The sequence below is a fragment of the Pseudomonas sp. LBUM1669 genome (assembly GCF_059695705.1).
In genome coordinates this window covers 2447279-2472063 of sequence record NZ_CP166784.1, presented here as the reverse complement: position 1 = coordinate 2472063, position 24785 = coordinate 2447279, and the positions used below count along the sequence as shown (strand labels likewise).

General features: G+C 59.9%; 17 protein-coding genes, 4 tRNA genes and 1 pseudogene. 6 read left to right on the top strand and 16 right to left on the bottom strand.

The features are described 5' to 3' along the window. Positions 1-201: 201 nt before the first annotated feature. Entirely contained in the window at positions 202-552 is a 351-nt protein-coding gene (locus ACA051_RS11450; protein ID WP_339494595.1) for a hypothetical protein, read from the top strand. 1682 nt (positions 553-2234) lie between these two features. On the opposite strand, the gene ACA051_RS11445 is transcribed toward ACA051_RS11450, so the two are convergent. Then, positions 2235-2311 (bottom strand) — tRNA-Val (locus tag ACA051_RS11445). Positions 2312-2494: 183 nt separating this feature from the next. Between ACA051_RS11445 and ACA051_RS11440 the strand changes: the two genes are divergently transcribed. Then, entirely contained in the window at positions 2495-3778 is a 1284-nt protein-coding gene (locus ACA051_RS11440) for an NAD(P)/FAD-dependent oxidoreductase (RefSeq protein ID WP_497374807.1), read from the top strand. A 120-nt stretch (positions 3779-3898) separates the two neighbouring features. Here the strand turns inward: ACA051_RS11440 and ACA051_RS11435 are convergent, their stop codons facing one another. The 5 genes from ACA051_RS11435 to ACA051_RS11415 form a co-directional block, all read right to left on the bottom strand. Next, positions 3899-4870, bottom strand: a complete 972-nt coding sequence (locus tag ACA051_RS11435) for an XdhC family protein (RefSeq protein ID WP_497374805.1) — start codon at positions 4868-4870, stop codon at positions 3899-3901. Position 4871: 1 nt separating this feature from the next. Continuing rightward, complete coding sequence (locus ACA051_RS11430) at positions 4872-6107, bottom strand: c-type cytochrome (RefSeq protein ID WP_497374803.1); 1236 nt, start codon at positions 6105-6107, stop codon at positions 4872-4874. Positions 6108-6109: 2 nt separating this feature from the next. After that, a complete protein-coding gene (locus ACA051_RS11425) occupies positions 6110-6649 on the bottom strand; it encodes a (2Fe-2S)-binding protein (protein ID WP_010455997.1) in 540 nt (179 codons plus the stop codon). Continuing rightward, positions 6642-9473 (bottom strand): xanthine dehydrogenase family protein molybdopterin-binding subunit, encoded by a 2832-nt coding sequence (locus tag ACA051_RS11420; protein WP_497374802.1) that lies wholly within the window; start codon positions 9471-9473, stop codon positions 6642-6644. The genes ACA051_RS11425 and ACA051_RS11420 overlap by 8 nt, the downstream gene beginning before the upstream one ends. Before the next feature lie 184 nt (positions 9474-9657). Continuing rightward, complete coding sequence (locus ACA051_RS11415; RefSeq protein WP_497309818.1) at positions 9658-10599, bottom strand: LysR family transcriptional regulator; 942 nt, start codon at positions 10597-10599, stop codon at positions 9658-9660. Positions 10600-10724: 125 nt separating this feature from the next. Between ACA051_RS11415 and ACA051_RS11410 the strand changes: the two genes are divergently transcribed. The 4 genes from ACA051_RS11410 to aldA are packed head-to-tail and all read left to right on the top strand — an operon-like array spanning position 10725 to position 15490. After that, positions 10725-12020: an MFS transporter gene (locus ACA051_RS11410; protein WP_497309816.1), complete on the top strand. Its 1296-nt coding sequence runs from the start codon at positions 10725-10727 to the stop codon at positions 12018-12020. A 16-nt stretch (positions 12021-12036) separates the two neighbouring features. Further along, on the top strand, positions 12037-13221 hold the full coding sequence (rhmD, locus tag ACA051_RS11405) for an L-rhamnonate dehydratase (protein ID WP_497374800.1): 1185 nt from the start codon (positions 12037-12039) through the stop codon (positions 13219-13221). Between the two features lie 14 nt (positions 13222-13235). Then, complete coding sequence (locus ACA051_RS11400; protein ID WP_497374798.1) at positions 13236-14036, top strand: aldolase/citrate lyase family protein; 801 nt, start codon at positions 13236-13238, stop codon at positions 14034-14036. Positions 14037-14056: 20 nt separating this feature from the next. Continuing rightward, a complete protein-coding gene (gene aldA, locus ACA051_RS11395) occupies positions 14057-15490 on the top strand; it encodes an aldehyde dehydrogenase (RefSeq protein ID WP_497374796.1) in 1434 nt (477 codons plus the stop codon). Between the two features lie 118 nt (positions 15491-15608). Here aldA and ACA051_RS11390 read toward each other — a convergent pair whose 3' ends face one another. From ACA051_RS11390 to ACA051_RS11345, 10 genes and pseudogenes are all read right to left on the bottom strand, one after another. Continuing rightward, positions 15609-18032, bottom strand: a complete 2424-nt coding sequence (locus ACA051_RS11390; RefSeq protein WP_497309808.1) for a TonB-dependent siderophore receptor — start codon at positions 18030-18032, stop codon at positions 15609-15611. A 67-nt stretch (positions 18033-18099) separates the two neighbouring features. Further along, positions 18100-19050, bottom strand: coding sequence for a FecR domain-containing protein (locus ACA051_RS11385; RefSeq protein ID WP_497374794.1), 951 nt, complete (start codon positions 19048-19050; stop codon positions 18100-18102). After that, on the bottom strand, positions 19047-19556 hold the full coding sequence (locus ACA051_RS11380; RefSeq protein ID WP_497309805.1) for a sigma-70 family RNA polymerase sigma factor: 510 nt from the start codon (positions 19554-19556) through the stop codon (positions 19047-19049). The genes ACA051_RS11385 and ACA051_RS11380 overlap by 4 nt, the downstream gene beginning before the upstream one ends. Positions 19557-19804: 248 nt before the next feature. Then, positions 19805-19881 (bottom strand) — tRNA-Asp (locus ACA051_RS11375). A gap of 105 nt (positions 19882-19986) precedes the next feature. Then, positions 19987-20063: transfer RNA gene (locus ACA051_RS11370), tRNA-Asp, on the bottom strand. Positions 20064-20118: 55 nt separating this feature from the next. After that, positions 20119-20194: transfer RNA gene (locus tag ACA051_RS11365), tRNA-Val, on the bottom strand. A gap of 182 nt (positions 20195-20376) precedes the next feature. Then, a pseudogene (locus ACA051_RS11360) lies at positions 20377-21153 on the bottom strand (SDR family oxidoreductase). Beyond that, positions 21150-22361 (bottom strand): O-succinylhomoserine sulfhydrylase, encoded by a 1212-nt coding sequence (locus ACA051_RS11355; RefSeq protein ID WP_497309801.1) that lies wholly within the window; start codon positions 22359-22361, stop codon positions 21150-21152. Before ACA051_RS11355 ends, ACA051_RS11360 begins: the two are co-directional and overlap by 4 nt. A gap of 171 nt (positions 22362-22532) precedes the next feature. Beyond that, positions 22533-24038, bottom strand: coding sequence for an amidophosphoribosyltransferase (purF, locus tag ACA051_RS11350; protein WP_123425738.1), 1506 nt, complete (start codon positions 24036-24038; stop codon positions 22533-22535). A gap of 41 nt (positions 24039-24079) precedes the next feature. Beyond that, positions 24080-24640, bottom strand: a complete 561-nt coding sequence (locus tag ACA051_RS11345) for a CvpA family protein (protein ID WP_219095883.1) — start codon at positions 24638-24640, stop codon at positions 24080-24082. Between the last annotated feature and the right edge of the window lie 145 nt (positions 24641-24785).

Below are 24785 nucleotides of genomic sequence, written 5' to 3'. Positions count from 1 at the left end.
ATGCAGACTGCAAGAAATTGAGGAAGCGTCAGCTATTTAAATTGTGACCTACCTACTAACCCTCCTGCTATGCCTTCAGTACACTCAGCTATTAATCTTACAGATAATGCAGAACTACAGCATTCTAGCCATAGCCCTAAATATCATCTGCTATTCACTCACCCTGATAATTACAATCCAACATACAAGACAGAGATCACCATGAACCTTACAGATAAAGACAAAACCGAATACATTGAGACTAATTCACACTGTGACCTGGCTAAACGCTTAGGTGTAACCATGCTCACTTTAGATACTTACGCAGAGGAACAAGGATGGAAGGAGGAACACCGTATCTATTGGCATGATAAGTCAATTGAGATATTGAAACAGGAACTAGTCAATGGGAACATTGCAGCAGTGAAGGAGATGCTTAAGGTAACTGGTAGCGTAAGACCAGTAGGACGCCCAAGGAAAGCAGATGTAGAGCGTGAAGTGGCGATTAGTAAGCGGATTGCTGACGAATATGAAGCTGACGTACAGAGACTTAGCCTTGTAGGCGGCAAATAGAATAATTATTTATTAAAACAGAGGGAGTGTATTGAGTTTTAATGCAACCGACCAGATTAGCGGTACTTCCTAACCAGATACAGCCTGAGTAACGACATTATCAAAAACCGAATAATCAACGCTACAACTACAAAAATAACAGCACCCATGATCTTGCTTTTGAATACCGCGATACATAACGCAGAGATTAAGACAGAAACCATCAGCACGTTACATATCAAACCTACGGGATGAAGAGACGCAGTGACTTTTATCAATGAGGCCAAGCGTGCCCGATCATCATCCATTGCAAACACCATCCATTTTTAAAACATAGCAAGGACTAGCTGAGCGTTCCGCTCTACGCCTAGCATCTCCTAGGTGCCCCTTGGGGGTGCTCAATGCGTTACCACACTGGCCGTTCTTCACAGAGGCTTACGCCTGCTGTGCCTGATAGTTCAGCTACCAGTAACCTGCCCTCCTAACAACGCCAGAAGGGGTAAGCGTTCCACCTCTGAGGGTGGCATCTCGGCCTGTCTACAAACCACCGGCTCGGTCTTCCGAGCGTTCACATCACCACTACACCATCGAAGGTTCGCTATGACGCTACTGACGTTGAAGCGTCTCACTCTCTGAGACGTACAGTTCAGCGTGTGCTAGGCCCGTTTGCCGTGATGATTTTTATCTCGGTTCGTAACTGGCGGTCAAGGCTTAGCCTTTAATTTTGCAAGTAATCGCTGCCATTCTCTTTGCACTAACCGAACTGTCACCACCATTCTGAGCGACAAACCCATTGACGCATTCCCGGTAAGGAAGGGTGATGGCGTATGACATCAGTACCGCTGAAAACAATATCGACGCTGCTATCCATCTCATCTGAAGTTAATCCTTACAGATCGTCCAATAATCCTAGCTTACGCCTGATGCCAAAATGAAATCATTGACTACGCTTTGACAGCAATCATGAGATTGCCATTTCAGAAAATATGGAGCAAACAAATGGCTAAGGCACCAATTGGCACTACAGGGACCACCGGTCAGAGCTGTCCAGAAAGCGGAATTTGGAAGGTCGTCGGAACACCTACCACTACTGCACCGATCGCAAAAGGGAACCGCTTTCCTCCTTACGGCAACAAAGCTGTAACCTGGAAGCTCACGCAACACGCTTGATGATAGACCGGGAGTAGGATTCGCTCTGCTCCCACCACAGCGTGTCTGACCGAAAACAACCATTTGGGCTAGAAATTCACAAGCGACATTGCATACATAAGCACCCCACCCCCAACCCCCTTCCCCACCCCGTTAAACAAACCCTCACAGGAATTCCTACAGGCTCATTCAAGGCGTCCATGATTCAACACACCGCGTTGGGGTATAGAGCGTGGCCGATAGGCGTCTATCGCCTCACAGCAGGCACGTAGCTCAGTTGGTTAGAAGCCTGCCCTTGTGAGGGACGAACAACGGGCAAGGGAGTGAGCTTGCGAACGTACCACCACCTAGACAAGAAAGGGCTCTAGCCATACGTATCAATAGGTTAGGGAGAGTCGTTCACAATTCTGAGTGTGAACAGAGGCAGGCATGAATGTACGTTCACATTGCCTTGTGTGAACGAAGCCTATAATTTGTGAACGTTTTCTTAGGCAAAGAAAAAGGGGAACCCTTTCGGATTCCCCTTTAGACCGCCCAGCAGAGCGGATTTTGTTTGGTAGGCGCGATTGGACTCGAACCAACGACCCCCACCATGTCAAGGTGGTGCTCTAACCAACTGAGCTACGTGCCTGCTGTGAGGCGGCATTCTACGGAATTCCGGAGGGGTGTCAACACCTTTTTTCGAGCTAACCCTATGAATATGCAAAATATTTAATTTCGCTGCGGCAAAGAAGATTTTCCGGTGGCTGGCGGTCGATTTTTAACTCGGGTAGGATCGATGCACTCGTAAAATATATTAAACAGAGGCAGCCGGATGGCGAACACCCCCTACCCCGAATCCTATTATGCCGCGTCGGCCAATGCGGTTCCGCCGCGCCCGGCGTTGCAGGATGACGTAGAGACTGATGTCTGTGTGATCGGTGCCGGTTACACCGGCCTGTCCTCTGCCCTGTTTCTGCTGGAGAACGGTTTCAAAGTCACGGTGCTGGAAGCCGCCAAGGTGGGTTTTGGCGCGTCGGGCCGTAACGGTGGGCAGATCGTTAACAGTTATAGCCGCGACATTGATGTGATCGAGCGCAGTGTCGGTCCCAAGCAGGCTCAGTTGTTGGGGCAAATGGCGTTTGAAGGCGGGCGGATCATTCGTGAGCGGGTCGCCAAATATAATATCCAGTGCGACTTGAAGGACGGTGGCGTGTTCGCTGCCATTACCCCCAAGCAGATGGGGCATCTGGAAGCGCAGAAACGTCTTTGGGAACGGTTTGGTCATACGCAGCTTGAGTTGCTGGATCAAAAGCGTATCCGTGAAGTGGTGGCCTGCGATCAATACGTGGGCGGCATGCTCGACATGAGCGGCGGGCACATTCATCCGCTGAACCTGGCGTTGGGCGAAGCGGCTGCGGTCGAGTCGCTGGGCGGTACTATTTATGAGCAGTCGCCAGCGGTCCGCATTGAGCGCGGCGCGAATCCGGTGGTGCATACGCCACAGGGCAAGGTCAGGGCCAAGTTCATTATCGTGGCCGGCAATGCTTATCTCGGCAATCTGGTGCCGGAGTTGGCGGCCAAGTCGATGCCTTGCGGGACTCAGGTCATCACCACCGAGCCTTTGGGCGATGAATTGGCCAAGCGCCTGCTGCCGCAGGATTACTGCGTCGAGGACTGCAATTACTTGCTCGATTACTACCGCCTGACCGGCGACAAGCGTCTGGTCTTCGGCGGCGGTGTTGTCTATGGCGCGCGGGATCCGGCGAACATCGAAGCGATTATCCGGCCGAAGATGCTCAAGGCATTCCCTCAGCTCAAGGACGTGAAGATCGATTACGCCTGGACCGGCAATTTCCTGCTGACCCTGTCGCGCCTTCCTCAGGTCGGACGAATCGGCGACAACATCTACTATTCCCAGGGTTGCAGCGGCCATGGCGTAACGTACACGCACCTGGCGGGCAAGGTGCTGGCCGAAGCGCTGCGTGGCCAGGCAGAGCGTTTCGACGCGTTTGCCGATCTGCCGCACTACCCGTTCCCCGGCGGACAATTGCTGCGCACACCGTTTGCGGCGTTGGGCGCCTGGTATTACGGGTTGCGGGACAAGTTCGGGTACTGATCGACACTGCAATAACTTGTAGGAGCGAGCCTGCTCGCGTGAAGGCGGAGTGTCAGTCAACTCAATGTTGAATGTCAGGCCCTCATCGCGAGCAGGCTCGCTCCCACATTGGAAAGCGGGTCAAAGCCGATCCCGCGCGATACCGCTACGGATTCGCAGGATGTCGGCGAGTACTGCCAAAGCAATTTCCGCCGGTGTCTTGCTGCCCAGGTTCAGCCCGATCGGCGCATGAATCCGCGCCAATTCCGTGTCCCCCAACCCACCAATCCTGCGCAACCGCTCGAAGCGCTTTTGCGAGGTCTGCATGGAACCCATCACACCGATGTAAAACGCCTCGGTGCGCACCGCCTCCATCATCGCAAGATCGTCGATCCGCGGATCGTGAGTCAAAGCCACCACCGCGGTGTCGCGGTGGCAGCCGCCCTCAGCGATAAACACCGACGGTAATTGACGGCGAACCTCGACGTTTTCCAGCACGACCCCTTCCAGCACGTCGTCCCGTGGATCACAGAGAATCACCTCGAAACCGAGGCCAACCGCAAACTCCGCACACGCCTGGGCGACGCTGGAATACCCCGCCAACAGCAAACGCTGAGCCGCGCCGATCCGCACGCGCACCCGGTCAATCTCACGTTCGATACGCACGCCCTGTTCACGGTCAGTGAACAAACTGCGTGCACCGCTGGCCAGATCAACCTCGCGGATCAGCCGGCGCTGGCCCAGCAACGCCGACTCCAGTTCCCGTAGATGAGCCTGAACCTCGCACTCGGGTTCAAGCGTCTCCACCAGCACATCAAGCACGCCGCCGCAGGGCAGACTCACGCGCGAACGCGGATCGTCGCCTTCGCCATAACGGACCACGCTGACGGCATCAACAAACGCGCCCTCGGCGACGCGTTCGAGAAAGTCCTCCTCGACGCAGCCGCCGGACAGCGAGCCGATCCAATGCCCGTCGCTGTTCACCGCCAACAACGAGCCCGGCGCGCGCGGCGCCGAGCCATACGTAGCGAGCACCGTGCACAGCCAGATGCGCTGCCCGGCCAGCGACCATTCCAGCGCCCGACGCACGACTTGCAGATCGAGATGCTGCATGTCAGTGCGCCTTGTGCTCGAGCGGCGGCGCATCGGCCCGCAACGTCTGCACGTCGTTCACCGCCAGATCACCCGTCTGACCACCCCACCCTTGACGCAGGTAGTTCAGCAGATCGGTGAGTTGCTCGTGGCTGAGCTTCTCGGCGAACCCCGGCATCGGTTGCATGTGTTCGAACCCGGCGAATTTCTGCTCACCAATGCCGTCGTCGATCACTCGCACCAGGTTGCGTGGATCTTCCAGGCGCAGCGTGGTGTTGCCGCGCATGGCCACGGCGATGTGCGGCTTGCCCTCGCCGCCGACCGCGTGGCAACCGGCGCAGACGTTCAGGTAATCCTGACGACCCCGTTGGGCGCTGGCACTGAGCTTATCCAGCGGCACGTCGGTCAGTACCTTCGCGGCCGGTGGTTGATCGCCGAGCAGGAAGGTCGACATCGCCGCCAGGTCCGGGTCATTGAGGCCTTGGGTGCTGTTGTGGAACACCGGGTACATCTCGTTGAACATCGTGCCCTGGGCGCTCATGCCGTGTTTGAGGAACGAGCTCAGGTCCTGATGATTCCAGCCGCGAGCCGCCAGGTCATTGGCCAGCAGGCTTGGCGCCAGGTAGCCGTTGAGCAGGCCGCCGGTCATGCGTTTGTCCTGCTGCATCGCGCCCGGCAAACCGCGCGGGGTGTGGCATTCGCCGCAGTGACCGAGCACATCGACCATGTACTGACCGCGCTTCCAGGCGTCGCTTTTACCGTCGGCCGGTTCCAGCTTCACGTCCTTGCCGTAGAGCATGTTCCAGCCCGTCAAGCCCAGGCGCACGTTGAACGGAAAGCTCAGGCTCGTGACCGGCGCTGCACGTTCGATGGGCTCGACGGTTTTCAGGTAGGCGTGAATTGCGTCGGAATCTGCGCGCGGCATCAAGTGATACGAGGTGTACGGCATCGCCGGATACAGGTTCGCGCCATCACGACGCTTGCCCTCGGTGAGCGCGGCGAAGAATTCGTCATCGTTGTACAAACCGATGCCGTGCTCTTTGCTCGGCGTGATGTTGGTGCCGTAGATCGTGCCAAACGGCGAGACAATCGGCAGGCCACCCGCATACGGCGCGCCACCCGGCGCGGTGTGGCAGGCCATGCAATCCGCCGCACGGGCAAGATAGGCGCCACGGACGACTTGATCATCCGCGTGAGCCAGCAACACAGGCGCAGCCAGACCAGCCGCCAACGCCAGGCGGGACAGTAAATGCTTCATGCTCAACCCTCCTTGACCAGGCCGAGATCAGTCAGCACGTTGCGCGTCGCGCTGTAATAACGCACGTAACCAGTGCAGCGGCAGATGTGGTGACCGAGGCTGTCCTCGATGACTTTTTCCAGCTGGCTTTTGACGATGGGCTGACGCTGCAGCTTCTCTACCAACACCGTCGCGGCGTTCACGAAACCCGGTGCGCAGTAGCTGCACTGGAAAGCGAATTCATCGACGAAGCGCTGTTGAATTGGATTGAGTTCGGTGACCTGGCCCTGCTCATCGCGGGTCGCATGGCCCTCGATGGTCCGAACTTTTTTGCCTTCGAAATAGTGCGCACCGGTGATGCAAGTGCGCACTTCTTCGCTGGTGCCGTCCGGGTTATCGACGATCACCACGCAGGCGTGACAAATGCCCTGGCCGCAGCCCAGACGCGAGCCGGTGAGGTTTTTGTATTCGTGCAGGTAGTCGATCATCGGCAGGTCATCAGGGATGTCCACCGGGCCGACGGATTGACCGTTGAGGGTCAGTTGAAGCGGGCGGTTAGCCATTGAGGGCCTCCTTGATGCGTGCAGAAGTGATAGGCAGGTCGCGGACCCGTTTGCCGATGGCGTGGGCCACGGCGTTACCGATGGCGCCGACCACCGGGATCATCACCACTTCGGCGATGCCCTTGGATGGATCGCTCGGCGACAGCGGCGGCAGGATCTCGGCCGTCTGTTTCCACACCGCCACGTGGCGCGCCATCGGCAAGCGATAGCGGTTGAAGTTCCAGTCACCCTCCCCCGGCCCGCCTTCGTACAGCGGCATCTCTTCCATCAACGCATGGCCAATGCCCATGGCGATTCCGCCTTCGAGCTGGCCCTTGACCAGTTCTTCCACCAGCACCCGACCGCACTCGACCCACGAGTGGTGGTTGAGCACTTGCACTTCGGCGGAGCCCTTGTTCACTTTCAATTCCACCAGCGTCGCGACCGGGCTGTAGTAAGTCACGGCTGCGTTGTTCAACTGGGTGTCCGGGTAATGCACGTTCTGGCGATCCAGCAAATGGAAACCGGCGCTGTTCATCTGCGCCTTTTTCACGCTCGGCGCTCCGTCGCCGTACTTCACCGCCAGGCCATCCAGCGGCAGACGTTCGCGCACGCCGTCGATGCTGAACTCGGCCTCGGCCCAGCTCCAGCGGTTGAAACCGTGCACGGTCGCGCCGGTCACCAGGCCTTTTTCGTGGGCGTGTCTGGCCAGCTGTTCGAAGCTCAGCGGCTGCATGCCGTTGGCGGTGAGTCGGCCGTCGACCCAATGCGCATCTTCACGGCGCACCACATACGGGTTGGCCTGGCCGCCGTAAGGGCCCTGGCCCCAAATCTGCAACGCCGCCGGCCACAAACCGTGATTGAACAGCACGCGCGCCGCTTCGCGGGTGGCGTGGCTGAAGTAGTAGGCGGAGTTGGTCGCCGATGAGGCCGAGGCGAGTTTGCCGACCCAGCGCGGATTGCGCAGCACATTGTCCTGCTCGGCCTGGCTCATGAGGTAAGGGTTGCCACCGGTGATCAGCTGCAACTCTTTCCACTCGGTCTCGCCGGTCTTGACTTCAGTCGCCGGGACGCCAAGGAAATCCGCCACGACCAAGGCTTGAGAGGTGGACATGCCGGTGCCGATTTCGATACCGATGTGGCGCAGGGTGATGTGCCCATCAACGGTGAATTCGATGCTGGCCATCGGTGCTTCGGAACCGGTGCCGAAGTCTTTCTGGCAGATGGCAAAACCGACGCCGTACCAGTTGTCCGGGTCCTGGGCTTCGCGCTGCTTTTTGATCGCGTCGCGGTTTTTCCAGACTTCGTGCACGGCCGCTTTGTCGAGTATCTCGTGCAGGCGCAACGCACCCGCCGGCACTGCGCCCTGGGTGTTTTTCATGCCCGAGACCATGGCGTTTTTCTTGCGCAGATCAATGGCGTCGATGCCGAGGCGATCGGCAATTTCATCAACCATCATCTCGGTCGAAGCCATGCTTTGCAGCGTGCCGTAACCGCGCATCGACCCGGCTTCAACGGCGCGGGAATGGTAGGCGGTGACCTGCAAGTCGTTCTGCGGCATGTAGTAGATTGACTGCGCCGCCGTGGCGCCAACTGCCGCTACTGAAGGGCTGTAATTGATCCGTCCGCCGCCGTCGACGTTCATCTCGGCGCGAAAAATCTTGAAGCTGTGATCGGTCTTGTCCACCGCCAGTTGATAGCGGATATCGAACGGGTGACGCTTGATGCCGCTCTGGAACTGCTCGTAACGATCGTTGGCCAGACGCACCGGCACGCCGGCGCCGTACAACGCCGCAAGCGCCGCGTAGTACACGAAAATGTTGTGATCTTTGGAGCCGTAACCGACGGTGTAGCCCGGGTGCATGTTCAGGTTGGCCAGGCCGAAACGCGACGGCGCGATCATCTTCGCGGTCTCGGTCGCGGTTTCCAGCGGGCACTGGGTGGCCACGACGAAATGCAGGGTCTTGGTCGCGGGGTCGTACCAGCCGTTGCCGTTGTCCGGCTCCATCGCGGCCGGTTCGATCGACGGGGTTTTGTAACGCTCGTCGAACACCAGCCAGTTGTCTGGCGGCGTGTCGATTTGTTGCTTCATGCGCTCGGCGTAGAACAGGCCGCGCTCGGTCAGGTTGCCGTGCAGGTTCGGTTGGGAATTCCACACCGGGCGACGGTTTTTCAGCATCGGGAACAGGATCGAATCCTTGAGGCTGGCGAATTCGTCTTCGTCCGCCGAGGTCGCCCCGCCGACGCGCACGTAGCGGAAACTGCCGTAGGGATCGCCTTCGTAGAACGGCACTTTGTCGCCGTAACGAATCGCTTTGTCATTGAATTTGAGTTTGGCCTTGGCCTGGCGGAAACGTTCGAAGTCGTTCCAGATCAGGATCGCCACAGGATGGCCTATGAACATTGGCACCTTGCCTTCCGGCAGCAGCGGATCGGGTGCGTGTTCTTCCGGGAAGGCGATGCCGTCCTTGTCCAGGTCGGCGGCGGTGACGATGCGGTCCGGCTGCAATTCGGCGCCGAGCCACGTCAGATCGTAACCGGCGTAAATGCGATCGGCCTTGGTGGTTTTCAGCAGCATGGCGTGGCCTTGTTGCTGCGGCCAGCCCGGCATGTCCTTGGCGCGGATGTCGCGGGCAAACACTTTGCTGCCGCAGACCTTGGACAAGGCATCGTTACGCGAGCGCGCCTTGCCGTTGTTGCCGAGCCATTGCTCGGACGGCACGGTCACGCTGTTTTCCATCAAGGCCGCCAGCGCTTGGGTGCTGAGCGGGGTAAGCGTCACGCTCACACCCGCCACCAGCCCGCCCTGAAGGAACGAGCGCCGGGATATTTCACGGTTGGACATGGATCATCCTCTGGGCGGTTATGGGTCCGCCCTTCTGGTTATGTTCTGGGGATCTCGAGTCTTGCAGAAGCCCTTTTTGACGAGGCAAAGGGCTGTGTTGACAGTGCAAAGCTGACCGAAAGGTTAACTTTATAGATTTATGCGCTTTTAGAAAACAACGGGTAACAAAAATCTGACCAAAGAATCAAAAAGCCGCCGCTTTTCGACGGAGCAAATCGATGAACAAACCCAACTCTCGGCTGATGTGTTCGCCCTTGCGCAGCAGCAATCCGAACGGCGCCAGCTTCACATCCAGCTCTACGGGAAGCGCCACCACCAGACCCATTTTCAGGTAGTCGCGCAACGCGGTTTCCGAGAGCACCATGATTGCGTCGGTCAGTTGAATCAGTTGCTGCATGGAATACACCGAGCTGCATTCGATGATGTCGGCGGGCGTCGGCAAGGCCAGTCGTTGCAAGGCTTGATCCAGCCCGATGCGCGCCGGACTGGTTTCCGGCTGCAGGATCCACGGCCAGCCGCTGACCAGTTCCGAGAGTTCGAGTGTTTCCCGTTGCACCAAGGGATGACCGGCGTGAACGACAACCAACAACCGTTCGTTGCCCAGCTGTTCGAACTCGTAATGTTCGCTGTCGGTGGCGGCGTTGCGACGGGCAATGGCGAGGTCGATGCGGCCCTGTTCCAGGAGCTGGATCACCTGGTCGCTGGTGTCGCCCATGATGCGGATGCGCAACTGCGGATTGAGCGCCTTGATTTCAGCGATCGAGTCCATCACCAGGTCCGGCGCAGCGCCCATGATGGTGCCGATGGACAGATACCCGTAACCGCCCTGCTGCCGCGCGATCAGGTCTTCGGCGCAGCGGTCGAGGCCGCTGATGGCGGATTCGGCGAAGCGAATCAACTCACTGCCCAGCGCCGTCGGCCGCATGCCGCGCGGCAGGCGCTCGAACAGGTCGCAGCCGAACATGTCTTCAATCTCATGCAGCATCCGGGTCGCCGCCGGTTGCGACATGTTCAGGCTTTGCGAGGCGCGGTGCAGATTCTGACTGCTGCTGAGCGTCACCAGCATGTGCAAATGCTTGTAGCGCAGGCGGTTGAGCAGGCTGCGGGAGATGATCGGCGTGGTCATGACGGGCCTTTTGTATCGATACCTTGAAGGTATCAGTTGTGAGCTAGATTCGATTTGTAACGCATCGATCCACGGCCGTACAGTCTTTCCCATAAGAACAAATGCCCTACCAAAGGAAAACTGCGATGAAGACTCTACCCGCGCCTCTGCTCGCCAAAATTTCCTGGCGGCTGCTCCCGTTTCTGCTGCTGATGTACATCATGGCCTTCCTCGACCGCGCCAACGTCGGGTTCGCCAAGCAAGCCTTTCAAGCTGACACCGGTATCGGTGACGCCGCCTTCGCCTTCGGCGCCGGGGTGTTCTTCGTCGGTTACGCGCTGCTTGAAGTGCCGAGCAATCTGATCCTGCACCGCGTCGGCGCCCGTCTGTGGATGTGTCGGATCATGGTCACCTGGGGCCTGGTCTCCGCCGCCATGGTCTTCGCCCACAACGAAACCACTTTCTACGTCCTGCGCTTTTTGCTGGGGGTAGCCGAAGCCGGTTTCTTCCCCGGGGTCATCCTCTACCTCACTTATTGGTTCCCCAGCGCCGCTCGCGGCAAAGCCATGGGCTTCTTTTACTTCGGCGCGCCGCTGGCGTTCATCTTCGGCAGCCCGTTGTCCGGCCTGCTGCTGGAAATGGATGGCTTTGCCGGTTTCCACGGCTGGCAGTGGCTGTTTGCGGTGGAAGGCTTGATGGCGACGGTGGTGGGCGTCTGGGCCTATTGGTATCTGGACAATCGCCCGGCCGACGCGAAGTGGCTGACGGTTGAAGAACGCCAGCAAGTGCAAGGCATCCTCGATCAAGAAGACAGCCACAAACAGAATCACGGCCGCAGCCTGCTTAACGTTCTGTGCCAACCCTCAGTCCTGTACTTGTGCCTGATTTATCTGCTGATTCAGGCCAGCGTCTACGGCGTGGTGTTCTATCTGCCCACCCAGGTCGGCGGACTACTGGGCACCAAAGTCGGGTTCATGGTCGGACTGGTCACGGCGATTCCATGGATCTGCGCGATAGTCGCGGCGTACCTGATCCCCGGCTACAGCGACCGCACCGGCGAACGTCGCCGCACCGCCTGCCTGACTTTGCTGATGTCGGCAGCCGGGATCGCCTGCTCGGTGACCTTCGCCAGCCCGTTCCTCGGCATCGTCGCCCTGTGCTTTGCCGCGTCCGGCTTCATCGCCGTGCAACCGGTGTTCTGGACCTTCCCTTCCAGCTACCTCGCCGGCAGTGCCGCTGCAGCCGGGATTGCGTTGATCAACTCGTTCGGCGCCCTCGGCGGCTTCATCGCCCCGGTCCTGAAAAACTGGGCCGAAGGCGCCTTCCATTCACCGGCCGCCGGTTTATACGTGCTGGCCGGCACCACCGTCATCGCCGCGTTGCTGGTGCTGGGCATCCGTTCACCCGTCCAGAAGCCTTCCAACACACCGGCCACCGTTTAACCTGAGGAGTCACACCATGGGCATTCCAACCATCAAACACGTCCGCGCCTTCACGTTGAGAGGCGGCGGCGCGGATTATCACGATCAGGCGGACGGCCACTGGATCGACGATCACATTGCTACGCCAATGAGCAAATACCCCGAGTACCGCCAGAGCCGCCGCACCTTCGGCATCAACGTGCTCGGGACCCTGGTGGTCGAGATCGAAGCCAGCGACGGCACAGTCGGTTTTGCCGTCACCACCGGTGGCGAGCCTGCCGCGTACATTGTCGAAAAACACTTGGCGCGTTTCCTCGAAGGCGCTCGGGTGACCGACATCGAGAAAATCTGGGACCAGATGTACCAATCGACCCTGTATTACGGCCGCAAAGGGATCGTGATCAACACGATCTCCGGCGTCGATCTGGCGTTGTGGGACTTGCTCGGCAAGATCCGCAAAGAGCCGGTGCATCAATTGCTCGGCGGTGCGGTGCGCGACGAGTTGCAGTTCTACGCCACCGGCGCCCGTCCGGACCTGGCGCAGAAAATGGGCTTCATAGGCGGCAAGATGCCCTTGCACCACGGCCCGGCCGAAGGCGAGGAAGGCCTGCGCAAGAACCTCGAAGAACTGGCGACCATGCGCGAACGGGTCGGCCCGGACTTCTGGCTGATGCTCGATTGCTGGATGAGCCTGGACCTCAACTACGCCACCAAGCTTGCGGTCGGCGCCCACGAATATGGCTTGAAATGGATCGAAGAAGCCCTGCCGCCGGACGATTACTGGGGTTACGCGGCCCTGCGCAATAACGTGCCCAAAGGCATGTTGGTGACCACCGGCGAACACGAAGCGACCCGATGGGGTTTCCGCATGCTCCTGGAAATGGGTTGCTGCGACATCATCCAGCCGGACGTCGGCTGGTGCGGCGGGATCACCGAACTGGTGAAGATTTCCGCCCTGGCCGACGCGCACAACGTATTGGTCATTCCTCACGGTTCCTCGGTTTACAGCTACCACTTCGTCGCCACCCGGCATAACAGCCCGTTCGCCGAGTTCCTGATGATGGCGCCAAAGGCCGACGAAGTGGTGCCCATGTTCCACCCGCAATTGCTCGGCGAACCGGTGCCGGTGAAGGGCCGCATGCGCCTGTCGGCACTCGACCAGCCAGGTTTCGGCGTGACCCTCAACCCGGAATGCCAACTGCATCGGCCGTATAACCGCTGAGAAAGGACACCGCCATGAACATGCCTCACAACGCTTTCAAGGCCGCGTTGAAAAACCCGGCGACCCAGTACGGTATCTGGGCCGGTTTCGCCACCGGCTACGCCGCCGAAATCGTCGCCACCACCGGTTACGACTGGATGCTGATCGACGGTGAACACGCGCCAAACACTGTGCCCGGCGTACTCGCGCAATTGCAGGCGGTGGCGCCCTACTCCACGGCGCCAGTGGTGCGTGCGGTGACGGGCGATGCCAACCTGATCAAGCAACTGTTGGATATCGGTGCGCAGACGCTGATGATCCCGATGGTCGAAACCGCCGAACAAGCGGAGGCGCTCGTCCGCGCCATGCGTTACCCGCCCCATGGCATTCGCGGGGTCGGCGGCGGCTTGACCCGCGCCACGCGCTGGGACGGCGTGCCGGACTACCTGAACACCGCCCATGAGCAGTTGTGCCTGATTGTTCAGGTGGAATCGCGAATTGGCGTGGAAAACGTTGAAGCGATCGCCGCCGTCGATGGCGTCGACGCGGTGTTTATCGGCCCGGCGGATTTGTCTATCGGCCTCGGCCATGCCGGCAACCCGGGTCATCCTGAAGTTCAGGAACGCATTCAGCACGCAGTGAAAGCAACGCTCGCAGCCGGCAAGGCTTGCGGCATCCTCGCGCCGAACGAAGAAGACGCACGTCGCTATCAAAGCTGGGGCTGCCAGTTCATTGCCGTGGCCATCGACATCAGCCTGCTGCGCCAAAGCGCCACGGCCACCCTCGCCCGTTACCGCGCACCGTCCACCGAACACGCGCCGTCGCGCACTTACTGATCAGCCAAGGAGTCGCCCCAATGTCGTCCGTGCCTGTGTACGAAAACTTCATCAACGGCCAGTTCGTGGCCAGCGCTGCCCATCTCGATGTGATCAACCCGGCCACCGGTGTCGTGCTGTCGAAAGTCCCGGCCTCGATGGCCGAAGATGTCGACCGCGCCCTTGCCGCCGCGCGCGCCGCGCAAAAAGACTGGTCGCGCAAACCGGCGATTGAACGCGCCGGGCATCTGCGCCGGATCGCCGCCAAGCTGCGGGAGAACGTCCAGCACTTGGCACGCACCATCACGCTGGAACAAGGCAAGATCAGCAGTCTGGCGGAGGTCGAGGTCAACTTCACCGCTGACTACCTCGACTACATGGCCGAATGGGCCCGGCGCATCGAAGGCGAAATCATCACCAGCGACCGGCAGAACGAAAACATCTTTCTGTTTCGCAAACCACTGGGCGTGGTCGCCGGGATTCTGCCGTGGAATTTCCCGTTTTTCCTGATCGCCCGCAAGATGGCGCCGGCCCTGCTGACCGGCAATACCATCGTGATCAAACCCAGTGAAGAAACCCCGAACAACTGCTTCGAATTCGCCCGGCTTTTGGCCGAAACCGATCTGCCGCCCGGCGTATTCAACGTGGTCTGCGGCGATGGTCGAGTGGGCGCGGCGCTCAGTGCGCACAAGGGCGTGGACATGATCAGCTTCACCGGCAGCGTCGACACCGGTTCGAGAATCATGGCCGCCGCGGCACCGAACATCACCAAACTCAATCTGGAACTGGGCGGCAAGGCGCCGGCCATTGTGCTGGCGGATGCCGACCTTGATCTGGCAGTAAAAGCCATTCGCGATTCGCGGATCATCAACAGCGGCCAGGTGTGCAATTGCGCCGAGCGGGTGTACGTCGAACGCAAGGTCGCCGATCAGTTTATTGAACGCATCGCAGCGGCAATGAGCGCCACCCGCTACGGTGATCCGATTGCCCAGCCAGAGGTGGAAATGGGGCCGCTGATCAACCGTCAGGGCCTGGACAGCGTCAACCGCAAAGTACGCACAGCGTTGAGCCAGGGCGCGAGCCTGATCAGCGGAGGGCAGATTGCCGACCTACCGAACGGCTTTCACTTCCAGCCCACGGTATTGGCCGGTTGCAGCGCTGACATGGAAATCATGCGCGAAGAGATTTTCGGCCCGGTGCTGCCGATCCAGATTATCGACGACCTCGACGAAGCCATCGCCCTGGCCAACGATTGCGATTATGGCCTGACCTCGTCGATCTACACTCGCGACCTGAGTAAAACGATGCAGGCGATGCGCGAGCTGGATTTTGGCGAGACTTACGTCAACCGGGAGAACTTCGAGGCCATGCAGGGCTTTCATGCCGGGGTACGTAAATCCGGGATTGGTGGGGCGGATGGCAAGCATGGGTTGTATGAGTACACCCATACCCATGCGGTTTACTTGCAAGGCTGAGTCTTGCATTGAACCTGTGGCGAGGGAGCTTGCTCCCGTCTGGGTGCGAAGCACCCCCTAAGGGGCCTGCTGCGCAGTCCAGCGGGAGCAAGCTCCCTCGCCACAAGTTGCTCTGCGCTTAAAAGTCGACCGTTGCCGAAAGCAGGTAGGTCCGCGGCGTCGAAAGCGTCAACCCAGGCTCGCTGTCATCCGACGCACCGGCCGAACTCCAGTAGCGTTTGTCGGCCACGTTCTCGATGTTGGCGCGCAATGTGATGTTCTTTTCCTCGACCTTGAACGCGTAGCGTGCGCCCACGTCGAATCGCTCCCACGAGTCGATCTCCTTGTTGTTCGACTGATCCAGGTATTGCGAACTGGAATAGATGCCGCGGCTGGTGAGGGTCAGGCCCTGCACGGTCGGCACGTCCCACTCGGCGCCCAGGTTGACGTTGTATTTCGGCGTGGCCGGCGCCCGGTTGCCGTCGAAGGTGCCATTGGTGGTGCTGGTCAACTCGCTGTCGATGTACATGACACCGCCAAGCAGGCGGAAACCCTCGAGCGGTTCACCGAACACGCTCAGCTCCACACCCGTGTTCTCACGCTTGCCGTTCGGACCGAAGACCCGCGTTGTGGCGTTGGTCTCGTAGGCCGGCTGCTTGATCCGGAACACCGCCGCGGTGAGGGCAAACGCGCCAGCGTCATACTTGGCGCCGACCTCGACCTGGCGGCTGATGAACGGCGGGAAAATCTCGTCTTCGTTGATCGAGGTCGACGGCGCGATTTTGCCCTGGCTCAGGCCTTCCATGTAGTTGGCGTACAGCGACAGCTTATCGGTGGCCTTGAACAGGATGCCGCCCGAGGGTGAGACCTTTTCCTCGTCGTAGGCGGTGTCGCCTTTGACGTTATCCGACCAGTCGTCAACCTTCACCCGCTGCCAGCGCGCGCCGAGAGTCAGCAGCAGCCGGTCATCGAAGAACCCCAGGGTGTCGGACAACGCCACGCCGCTGAAGCGGTTTTCGGTATAGACCTTCGGATCCTGTCGCGTCGGCCTCACCGGCGTCGGTGTTTCCACGGGGTTGTAGAGGTTGCTGGGGGCCGCCGCGTAACGTGCGCCGCCATTCTCGAAGTCCATGTAGAAATAGCTGGCCGCCAGGTTGACCTCATGACTCACCGGGCCGGTATGAAACCAGTTGCGCACCCCAGCCGTGGCCGTCCGGACGTTTTCGTCGCGGGTGAAATCACGGGGTTGAACGCTGAAATCGCCCTTGTCGTTGGTGACCGCCACGGCATGCCGGAGGAAGTCATGATTGCTTTTTCGCGCGCCCACACCGCCATACAACATGACGGAATCGCTGACATCGAATTCGCCGTTCACCGTGCCGAAGGTGTCGTTGGTGCTCGCCTTGCTCCACGGCTGCGCATAGTTGTTGCGCACATCACTGGCACGCGGAACCTGCGCGTTGGCGTTGACCTGCACGCGTTCCTGCGGCGCATCGGTATCACGCTCGGTGCGGCCGATGTCCGTCGAGAGACGCAGGCGTTCACCGCGAAAGTCCAGGCCCAGAACGGCCATCTCGCGGTCGACATTCTGCTGATCCCATTCGGTGTCGCCGGACTGCTTCACGCCGTTGAAGCGAATGCCGAATTTGTTGTCTTCACCAAAGCGCCGGCCGACATCCACGGCACCGCCGACCTGGCTGTCGGAAGCGTACATACCGGTAAACGAAGTGATGGGCTTGTCGGTGGCGCGCTTGGGCACCACATTGATCCCGCCACCCACGCTGCCCCGCGGCGAGATGCCGTTAATCAGCTGGCTCGGACCTTTGAGGACATCGACACGATCGGCCATCTCCATGTCGATCGTATAAGTCGGCAACACGCCGTAGAGACCGTTGTAGGCAACATCACTGTTGAACAGGCTGAGCCCGCGAATGGTGAACTGCTCGTAGCGCCCACCCGCCGGGTTGGTGGCGCGAACCGACGGATCGTTGGCGATCAGGTCGCCCAAGGTCCGCGCCTGTTGGTTCTTGACCACCTCGCTGGTGTAGGTGGTCATGCTGAACGGCGTTTCCATGAAATCCTTGGAGCCCAGCAAGCCTTGCGAACCGCGACGCGCGACCTGGCCGCCGGCATACGGATCGCCATCCACCGGGTCGATGGACCCGAGAATCGAGGTCGCGCCGAGTTGCAGACCGCTGCCTTCGGGTGCCGGGGTCAGGATGTAGGCCTGCTCGCCCACCGGTTGCAATTGCAGGCCGGAACCCTGCAACAGCCGGGCAAAGCCCTCCTCCACGGCGAATTCGCCGGACAGACCAGGGCTGTTACGACCGCTCACCAGCGCCGGGTCAACCGAAAGGTTGACGCCGGCCAGACCGGCAAAACGGGTCAGTGCTGCACTGAGGCTGCCTGCCGGCACCTGATAACTGCGTCGTGGCGCGTCTTCGGCCCAACCAGCGGTGATGAACAACGGACAGGCACTGAGGCTCAGCAACAGACTCAAGTGCATTAACGGGCGCAGGCGGGATGAAGCCAGACGCGGACTCGATGGGAACACTGCGGGCATTGAAGAAGCTCTCTTATTTCGTTCACTTGCCTTGAATGACAAGCGACGCGAAAAAAGGGGACACACTTCAAACACTATTTTTGCGCGGCAGCAGCGTGACCCAATAACGAGTACGCGAATGCACCTCCAGCGGCAAGCTGGCCGCAAGCAGCGCCAGGATACGATCAGTGTCTTCCAGGCGAAAACTGCCGGTGACGCGCAGGGATTCCAGTTCTGGCTCCCAGCGCAGCACGCCTGGGCGATAGGTGCTGAGTTCGCGTAAAAAATCCCCCAGCGGTTGGTTCTGTGCCATCAACACACCGTCTCGCCAGCCTGGAGCAAGCACGTCGAAGGGTTCCACAGCGCCGGCACCTGCCGCCTGAAGGCTGACTTGCTGGCCTGCGCGCAATGAAAGGACCGATCCGCGCAAAGGCTGCAACTGCACCGCGCCGTTGAGTACCGACACCCGGCAACCCGTCTGCCACTGGCGAACACACACTTCGCTTTGACTGACGACCACCTGGCCGAAGTGGGTCTGGATTGTCAGCGGCGACGTACCGGGGACTTTCAAGGCTATTTCGCCCTCCACGAGCTTCAATAGCCGATTATTCAGATAGATATCGACGGCGCTCGCGGTGTTCATTTGCAGCGAGCTGCCATCGGCCAACCGGACCTTCTTGCCCTCCCCGGTCGCCGTCCTGAGGTCGGCGCCCCAGACATCCAAAGGCAACTGCCGACTGATCAGCCAAGCGGTCGGCACCAACGCCACCGCTCCCACGGCGCGCTTGAGCACCGTGCGCCGGCTCGGCTGCGGCCGATCCAGACTGGCCATCGCCAATGCTGACGGCAGGTCGGCGAAGCGTTGACGCAAGAGTTGCGCTTTCTGCCAGGCTTGTTCGTGGCTGCAATGGGTGTCGCGCCAACTCTGCAACTCGGCACGGTCCCGCTCATTGGCAGTACCCGACTCCATGAGCGCCAGCCATTGCGCGGCAGCCCGTATGACTTGGCGAGCGTCGGCCGACAGTGCGGAACGGCTCATAGCGCCACCAACAGGCAGTGCTCGTAGGCTTGGGCCATGTAGCGCTTGATCGTGCGCTCCGAGACTTGCAGGCGTTCGGCGATCGCCTGGTAACCCAGGCCTTCCAGTTGGCTCCAGAGAAACGCTCGTCGAACCGGGGTCGGCAACCCATCGAGCAATTCGTCGAGGGCCTGCAGGGTTTCCAGCAGGATCCAGCGCTGCTCGGGGGACGGCACGCAGTCTTCAGGCAGCAACGCCAGTGCATTGAGGTAAGCCTGTTCGAGGCTGCGGCGCTTGTAGAAGTTGGTCAGCAGCCGTTTGCCCACGGTCGCCAGGTAGGCGCGGGGCTCTTGCAGATCAGCAATGTGCTGGGAACTGGCGAGCACGCGCACAAACGTATCCTGGCTCAGGTCCGCGGCATCGTGACCATTGCTCATGCGCTGTCTCAACCAGCTTTCGAGCCAGCCGCGATGGTCGCGGTACAAGTCATGGAAGGTTTGCTCCTCCGGCATCGCTGCATCGCTCATGTCAAGAAGCCCTGTGCCAAGGAGTTATCGTAAATGAGAGTGATTCTAATTAATGTCGGACGTGTGAAGGAAGCCCTTTATGCATCGGCTGAGCAGAAAGGTTTGATTGGGGGGCATGGAGGGAGGAAAAGCCAAATCGCAGACACAAAAAACCCCGGTCTTTCGACCAGGGTCTTTGCTATCGACTCGAAGATTGCCAGCGGCTTTCTTCGTAGCTCCAAGGCGTTCAGTGGGCCTTGGGGCAGATATGGCGCAGCGGACGGGACTCGAACCCGCGACCCCCGGCGTGACAGGCCGGTATTCTAACCGACTGAACTACCGCTGCGTATCGCTTTGAGCTGACGCTCAATTAACTCGTCTGATTGAAAGCTCCGAGACTTTTCAATCTCTCTTTCAATCTCGAATCAGGGCAAGCCTGACTCGGAAAATATGGCGCAGCGGACGGGACTCGAACCCGCGACCCCCGGCGTGACAGGCCGGTATTCTAACCGACTGAACTACCGCTGCGCGTCGGTGGAGGCTTTTAAAGGCTTCCATCTTGCTTTCGCAAGACTCTCGGATTTGGTGGGTGATGACGGGATCGAACCGCCGACATTCTGCTTGTAAGGCAGACGCTCTCCCAGCTGAGCTAATCACCCGTTTGCATCTCCGAGGCCGCGAAATTTACGCAGGTAGCGAACCTAAGTCAATAGCAGGATTGAAGTTTTTCTGAAAAAGACAGAATCGTGTCATTCGGCACCGGTGTTGCAAACCGTCAGGCCGCCTGCTCGCGAAGGCAGCGGCACACTCAACCTCAATGCCGAAGACAGCCCCTGCCCCGTTACTCGCTGTAAATCATCTTCTTGGTCATGCCGCCATCGACCACAAACTCCTGGCCCGTGACGAAACCGGCATTCTTCGACAGCAGCCACGCCACCATCGCCGCAACGTCTTCGACAGTCCCTACCCTGCCCGCCGGATGCTGGGCATGGTCGGCATCGGTCAGGGGTTCGGCACGCCGTGCCGCCGGGTCACGCGCATCGATCCAACCGGAGCTGACCGCGTTAACGCGGATTTCCGGCCCAAGGCTGATGGCCAACGCGTGAGTCAGGGCCAACAGGCCGCCCTTACTTGCCGCGTAAGCCTCTGTGTCCGGCTCGGACTGCCCGGCACGGGTCGAGGCCAGGTTGACGATCGCACCGCTGTGAGCGCGCAGATACGGTGCACAGTGTTTGGCCAACAGCATCGGCCCACTGAGATTGACCGCCAGCACCCGATTCCGTTAAGCCAGGTCGAGGCTTTCCAGGGTGATGTTGTGCGGGTCGGCCACCGCCGCGTTGCACACCAGCGCATCCAGGCGCCCGAATTGCCCCAGCACCTCGGCGACGCCCAGCGCCACTTGCCCCTCGTTAGAGACGTCCATGGCGATGAACCAGGCGTTTTCGCCCAGCACTTTAGTCACTTTCGAACCACGCTCTCGATCAAGGTCGGCCAGTACGACCTGCCAGCCTTCGCTGATCAGCCAGGCCGCGATCCCCAACCCTATGCCGCGTGCGGCACCGGTGACCAGCGCAACGCGGCCATGGGTGCCGGTACCCGGCGTCGCCAACTCGATCACAAGGCCGCCAACCCGCGTGCCAGATCGGCTTGCAGGTCAGCGACATCTTCCAGACCGACCGCGATGCGGATCAGGCTGTCACGAATGCCCGCCGCTTCACGTTCTTGCGGTGCCAGTCGGCCGTGGGAGGTGGTGCTCGGGTGCGTGATCGTGGTTTTGCTGTCGCCCAGGTTGGCGGTGATCGAAATCAGACGGGTCGCATCGATAAAGCGCCAGGCGCCCTCTTTACCACCCTTGACCTCGAAACTCACCACGGCACCGAAACCTTTCTGCTGGCGCAGGGCCAGCTCATGTTGCGGATGGCTCTTGAGGCCGGCGTAATGGACTTTCTCGATGCCGTCCTGCTGCTCCAGCCACTCGGCCAGTTGCTGAGCGTTGGCGCAATGCGCCTTCATGCGCAGGCTCAGGGTTTCGAGCCCCTTGAGGAAGATCCAGGCGTTGAACGGGCTCAGGGTCGGCCCGGCGGTGCGCAGAAAGCCCACCACTTCTTTCATCTGCTCACTGCGACCGGCGACAACGCCACCCATGCAACGGCCCTGGCCGTCGATGAACTTGGTCGCCGAGTGCACGACGATGTCCGCGCCCATCTTCAGCGGTTGCTGCAACGCAGGGGTGCAGAAGCAGTTGTCGACCACCAGCATCGCGCCTTTGGCGTGAGCGATTTTCGCCAGCTCGGCGATGTCCACCAGCTCTGCCAATGGATTGGACGGCGACTCGACGAACAGCAATTTGGTGTTGGCCTTGATCGCCGTGTCCCAGCCGGACAAGTCCGCCAAAGGCACGTAATCAACTTCGATGCCGAAGCGCTTGAAGTATTTTTCGAACAGGCTGATGGTCGAGCCGAATACGCTGCGCGACACCAATACGTGATCGCCGGCGCTGCACAGGCTCATGACCACTGCCATGATCGCCGCCATGCCGGTGGCCGTGGCTACCGCCTGCTCGGCGCTTTCCAGCGCGGCAATCCGCTCTTCGAACGCGCGCACGGTCGGGTTGGTGTAGCGCGAGTAAACGTTGCCCGGCACTTCACCGGCAAAGCGCGCGGCCGCGTCGGCGGCAGTACGGAATACGTAGCTGGAAGTGAAGAACATCGGATCACCGTGTTCGCCTTCCGGCGTGCGGTGCTGACCGGCGCGAACGGCCAGGGTATCGAACGCTACGCCTTCGAGGTCGCTGTCCAGCCGACCGGCATCCCAATCCTGACTCATGCTGTCACTCCTTGCCTTGCTCGGTAGTAGATACAAAACCGGCCTTGAGGCAGGACACCATTGTAGGAGCGAGGCTTGCCCGCGAAGGGGTCGTCACATTCAACATTATTGTTGCCTATGACACCGCCTTCGCGGGCAAGCCTCGCTCCTACAGTACAGGCCGGTTCTTACTCAGTTGTTATACAGATCGATGATCGCGCTGACTGCCTGCGTCTTGACCTTGGAGGCATCGTTACGGGCCTGCTCGATCTTGTTCAGGTAAGCCTCGTCGACGTCGCCGGTGACGTACTTGCCGTCAAACACCGCGCAATCGAAGTTTTCGATCTTGATCTTGCCGCCACCGACCGCTTCGATCAAGTCAGGCAAGTCCTGATAGATCAACCAGTCAGCGCCAATCAGATCAGCAACGTCCTGGGTCGAACGGTTGTGGGCGATCAGCTCGTGAGCGCTCGGCATGTCGATGCCGTAGACGTTCGGGTAGCGAACGGCCGGGGCTGCAGAGCAGAAGTAGACGTTTTTCGCGCCGGCTTCACGGGCCATCTGGATGATCTGCTTGCAGGTGGTGCCGCGAACGATCGAGTCGTCCACCAGCATCACGTTCTTGCCGCGGAATTCCAGTTCGATGGCGTTGAGCTTCTGGCGCACGGATTTTTTCCGCGCCGCCTGGCCCGGCATGATGAAGGTCCGGCCGATGTAGCGGTTCTTCACGAAGCCTTCGCGGAACTTGACACCCAAGTGGTTCGCCAACTCCAGCGCTGCGGTGCGGCTGGTGTCCGGGATCGGGATGACCACGTCGATGTCGTGTTCCGGACGCTCGCGCAGGATCTTCTCGGCGAGTTTCTCACCCATGCGCAGACGGGCCTTGTAAACCGACACGCCGTCGATGATCGAGTCCGGACGCGCCAGGTAGACGTGTTCGAAGATGCACGGGGTCAGGGACGGGTTGGTCGCGCACTGACGGGTGTGCAGCTTGCCGTCTTCAGTGATGTAGACCGCTTCGCCCGGTGCCAGGTCGCGAATCAGGGTGAAACCGAGCACGTCCAGGGAGACGCTTTCAGAGGCGATCATGTACTCGACGCCTTCGTCGGTGTGACGCTGGCCGAAGACGATCGGGCGAATGCCGTGCGGGTCGCGGAAACCGACGATGCCGTAACCGGTCACCATCGCCACGACCGCATAACCACCGACGCAACGGTTGTGCACGTCAGTCACCGCGGCGAACACGTCTTCTTCGGTAGGCTGCAACTTGCCGCGCTGGGCCAGTTCGTGCGCGAACACGTTGAGCAGCACTTCCGAATCGGAGTTGGTGTTGACGTGGCGCAGGTCAGATTCGTAAATCTCCTTGGCCAGCTGTTCAACGTTGGTCAGGTTACCGTTGTGCGCCAGGGTGATGCCGTAAGGCGAGTTGACGTAAAACGGTTGAGCTTCGGCCGAGGTCGAGCTGCCCGCGGTCGGGTAACGCACATGGCCAATGCCCATGTGACCGACCAGGCGCTGCATGTGACGCTGATGGAACACGTCACGCACCAGGCCATTGTCCTTGCGCAGGAATAACCGGCCATCATGGCTGGTCACGATACCGGCAGCGTCCTGGCCGCGGTGCTGGAGGACGGTTAGCGCGTCATACAGCGCCTGATTGACGTTCGACTTACCGACGATACCGACGATGCCACACATGCGACGCAACCCCTACTTAATGGATCTGAACTGAACACAACTCACTGAGGCGTTTTGGCCGTCGGCAAGAGGTGCTCCTTGAACGGTATCTCAGCGGGTACGCTGATACCGCTGGCAAGCCACTGACTGCTCCACCCGAGGATCAGGTTTTTGGACCAGTCTGCGACCAATAGAAATTTTGGCACGAGCTGTGACTGTTGCCACCACCCGTCCTGCTGTACCGGCCCCAGGCTCAACAGCCCGACCGCCACGACCACCAGCAGCACGCCACGTGCGGCGCCGAAGGCCATGCCGAGGAATCGATCGGTCCCGGACAACCCGGTGACGCGAACCAACTCGCCGATAAGATAATTGATCATTGCGCCCACGATTAAGGTGGCGACAAACATGATGGCACAGCCCGTGATCACACGAGCCGATGGCGTTTCGATGTATCCGGCGAGGTACTCGGACAATGAACCACCGAACATCCAGGCGACGACTCCTGCGATGATCCAGGTCACCAGCGATAATGCTTCTTTGACGAAGCCGCGGCTCAGACTGATCAATGCGGAGATGGCGACGATTGCAACGATCGCCCAGTCAACCCAGGTAAATGGCACAGTGCAGCCTACAGACGGATAAGGCGGCGCATTTTAGCAGAGCGCATGGCTATCGGTAAGCTGCGATTGTCAGTGCATTTCAAATCGGGGCGATAGTTTTACGCCTATCGAAGCTGCACCCGCCCCTGTAGCAGCTGGCGAAGCC

What these genes read in the sequence shown, in the direction of transcription:
- ACA051_RS11450 (WP_339494595.1), top strand. Translation starts at nt 202, where the DNA reads ATGAACCTTACAGATAAAGACAAAACCGAATACATTGAGACTAATTCA.
- ACA051_RS11440 (WP_497374807.1), top strand. Translation starts at nt 2,495, where the DNA reads ATGGCGAACACCCCCTACCCCGAATCCTATTATGCCGCGTCGGCCAAT.
- ACA051_RS11435 (WP_497374805.1), bottom strand. Translation starts at nt 4,870, where the DNA reads ATGCAGCATCTCGATCTGCAAGTCGTGCGTCGGGCGCTGGAATGGTCG.
- ACA051_RS11430 (WP_497374803.1), bottom strand. Translation starts at nt 6,107, where the DNA reads ATGAAGCATTTACTGTCCCGCCTGGCGTTGGCGGCTGGTCTGGCTGCG.
- ACA051_RS11425 (WP_010455997.1), bottom strand. Translation starts at nt 6,649, where the DNA reads ATGGCTAACCGCCCGCTTCAACTGACCCTCAACGGTCAATCCGTCGGC.
- ACA051_RS11420 (WP_497374802.1), bottom strand. Translation starts at nt 9,473, where the DNA reads ATGTCCAACCGTGAAATATCCCGGCGCTCGTTCCTTCAGGGCGGGCTG.
- ACA051_RS11415 (WP_497309818.1), bottom strand. Translation starts at nt 10,599, where the DNA reads ATGACCACGCCGATCATCTCCCGCAGCCTGCTCAACCGCCTGCGCTAC.
- ACA051_RS11410 (WP_497309816.1), top strand. Translation starts at nt 10,725, where the DNA reads ATGAAGACTCTACCCGCGCCTCTGCTCGCCAAAATTTCCTGGCGGCTG.
- rhmD (WP_497374800.1), top strand. Translation starts at nt 12,037, where the DNA reads ATGGGCATTCCAACCATCAAACACGTCCGCGCCTTCACGTTGAGAGGC.
- ACA051_RS11400 (WP_497374798.1), top strand. Translation starts at nt 13,236, where the DNA reads ATGAACATGCCTCACAACGCTTTCAAGGCCGCGTTGAAAAACCCGGCG.
- aldA (WP_497374796.1), top strand. Translation starts at nt 14,057, where the DNA reads ATGTCGTCCGTGCCTGTGTACGAAAACTTCATCAACGGCCAGTTCGTG.
- ACA051_RS11390 (WP_497309808.1), bottom strand. Translation starts at nt 18,032, where the DNA reads ATGCCCGCAGTGTTCCCATCGAGTCCGCGTCTGGCTTCATCCCGCCTG.
- ACA051_RS11385 (WP_497374794.1), bottom strand. Translation starts at nt 19,050, where the DNA reads ATGAGCCGTTCCGCACTGTCGGCCGACGCTCGCCAAGTCATACGGGCT.
- ACA051_RS11380 (WP_497309805.1), bottom strand. Translation starts at nt 19,556, where the DNA reads ATGAGCGATGCAGCGATGCCGGAGGAGCAAACCTTCCATGACTTGTAC.
- ACA051_RS11355 (WP_497309801.1), bottom strand. Translation starts at nt 22,361, where the DNA reads ATGAGTCAGGATTGGGATGCCGGTCGGCTGGACAGCGACCTCGAAGGC.
- purF (WP_123425738.1), bottom strand. Translation starts at nt 24,038, where the DNA reads ATGTGTGGCATCGTCGGTATCGTCGGTAAGTCGAACGTCAATCAGGCG.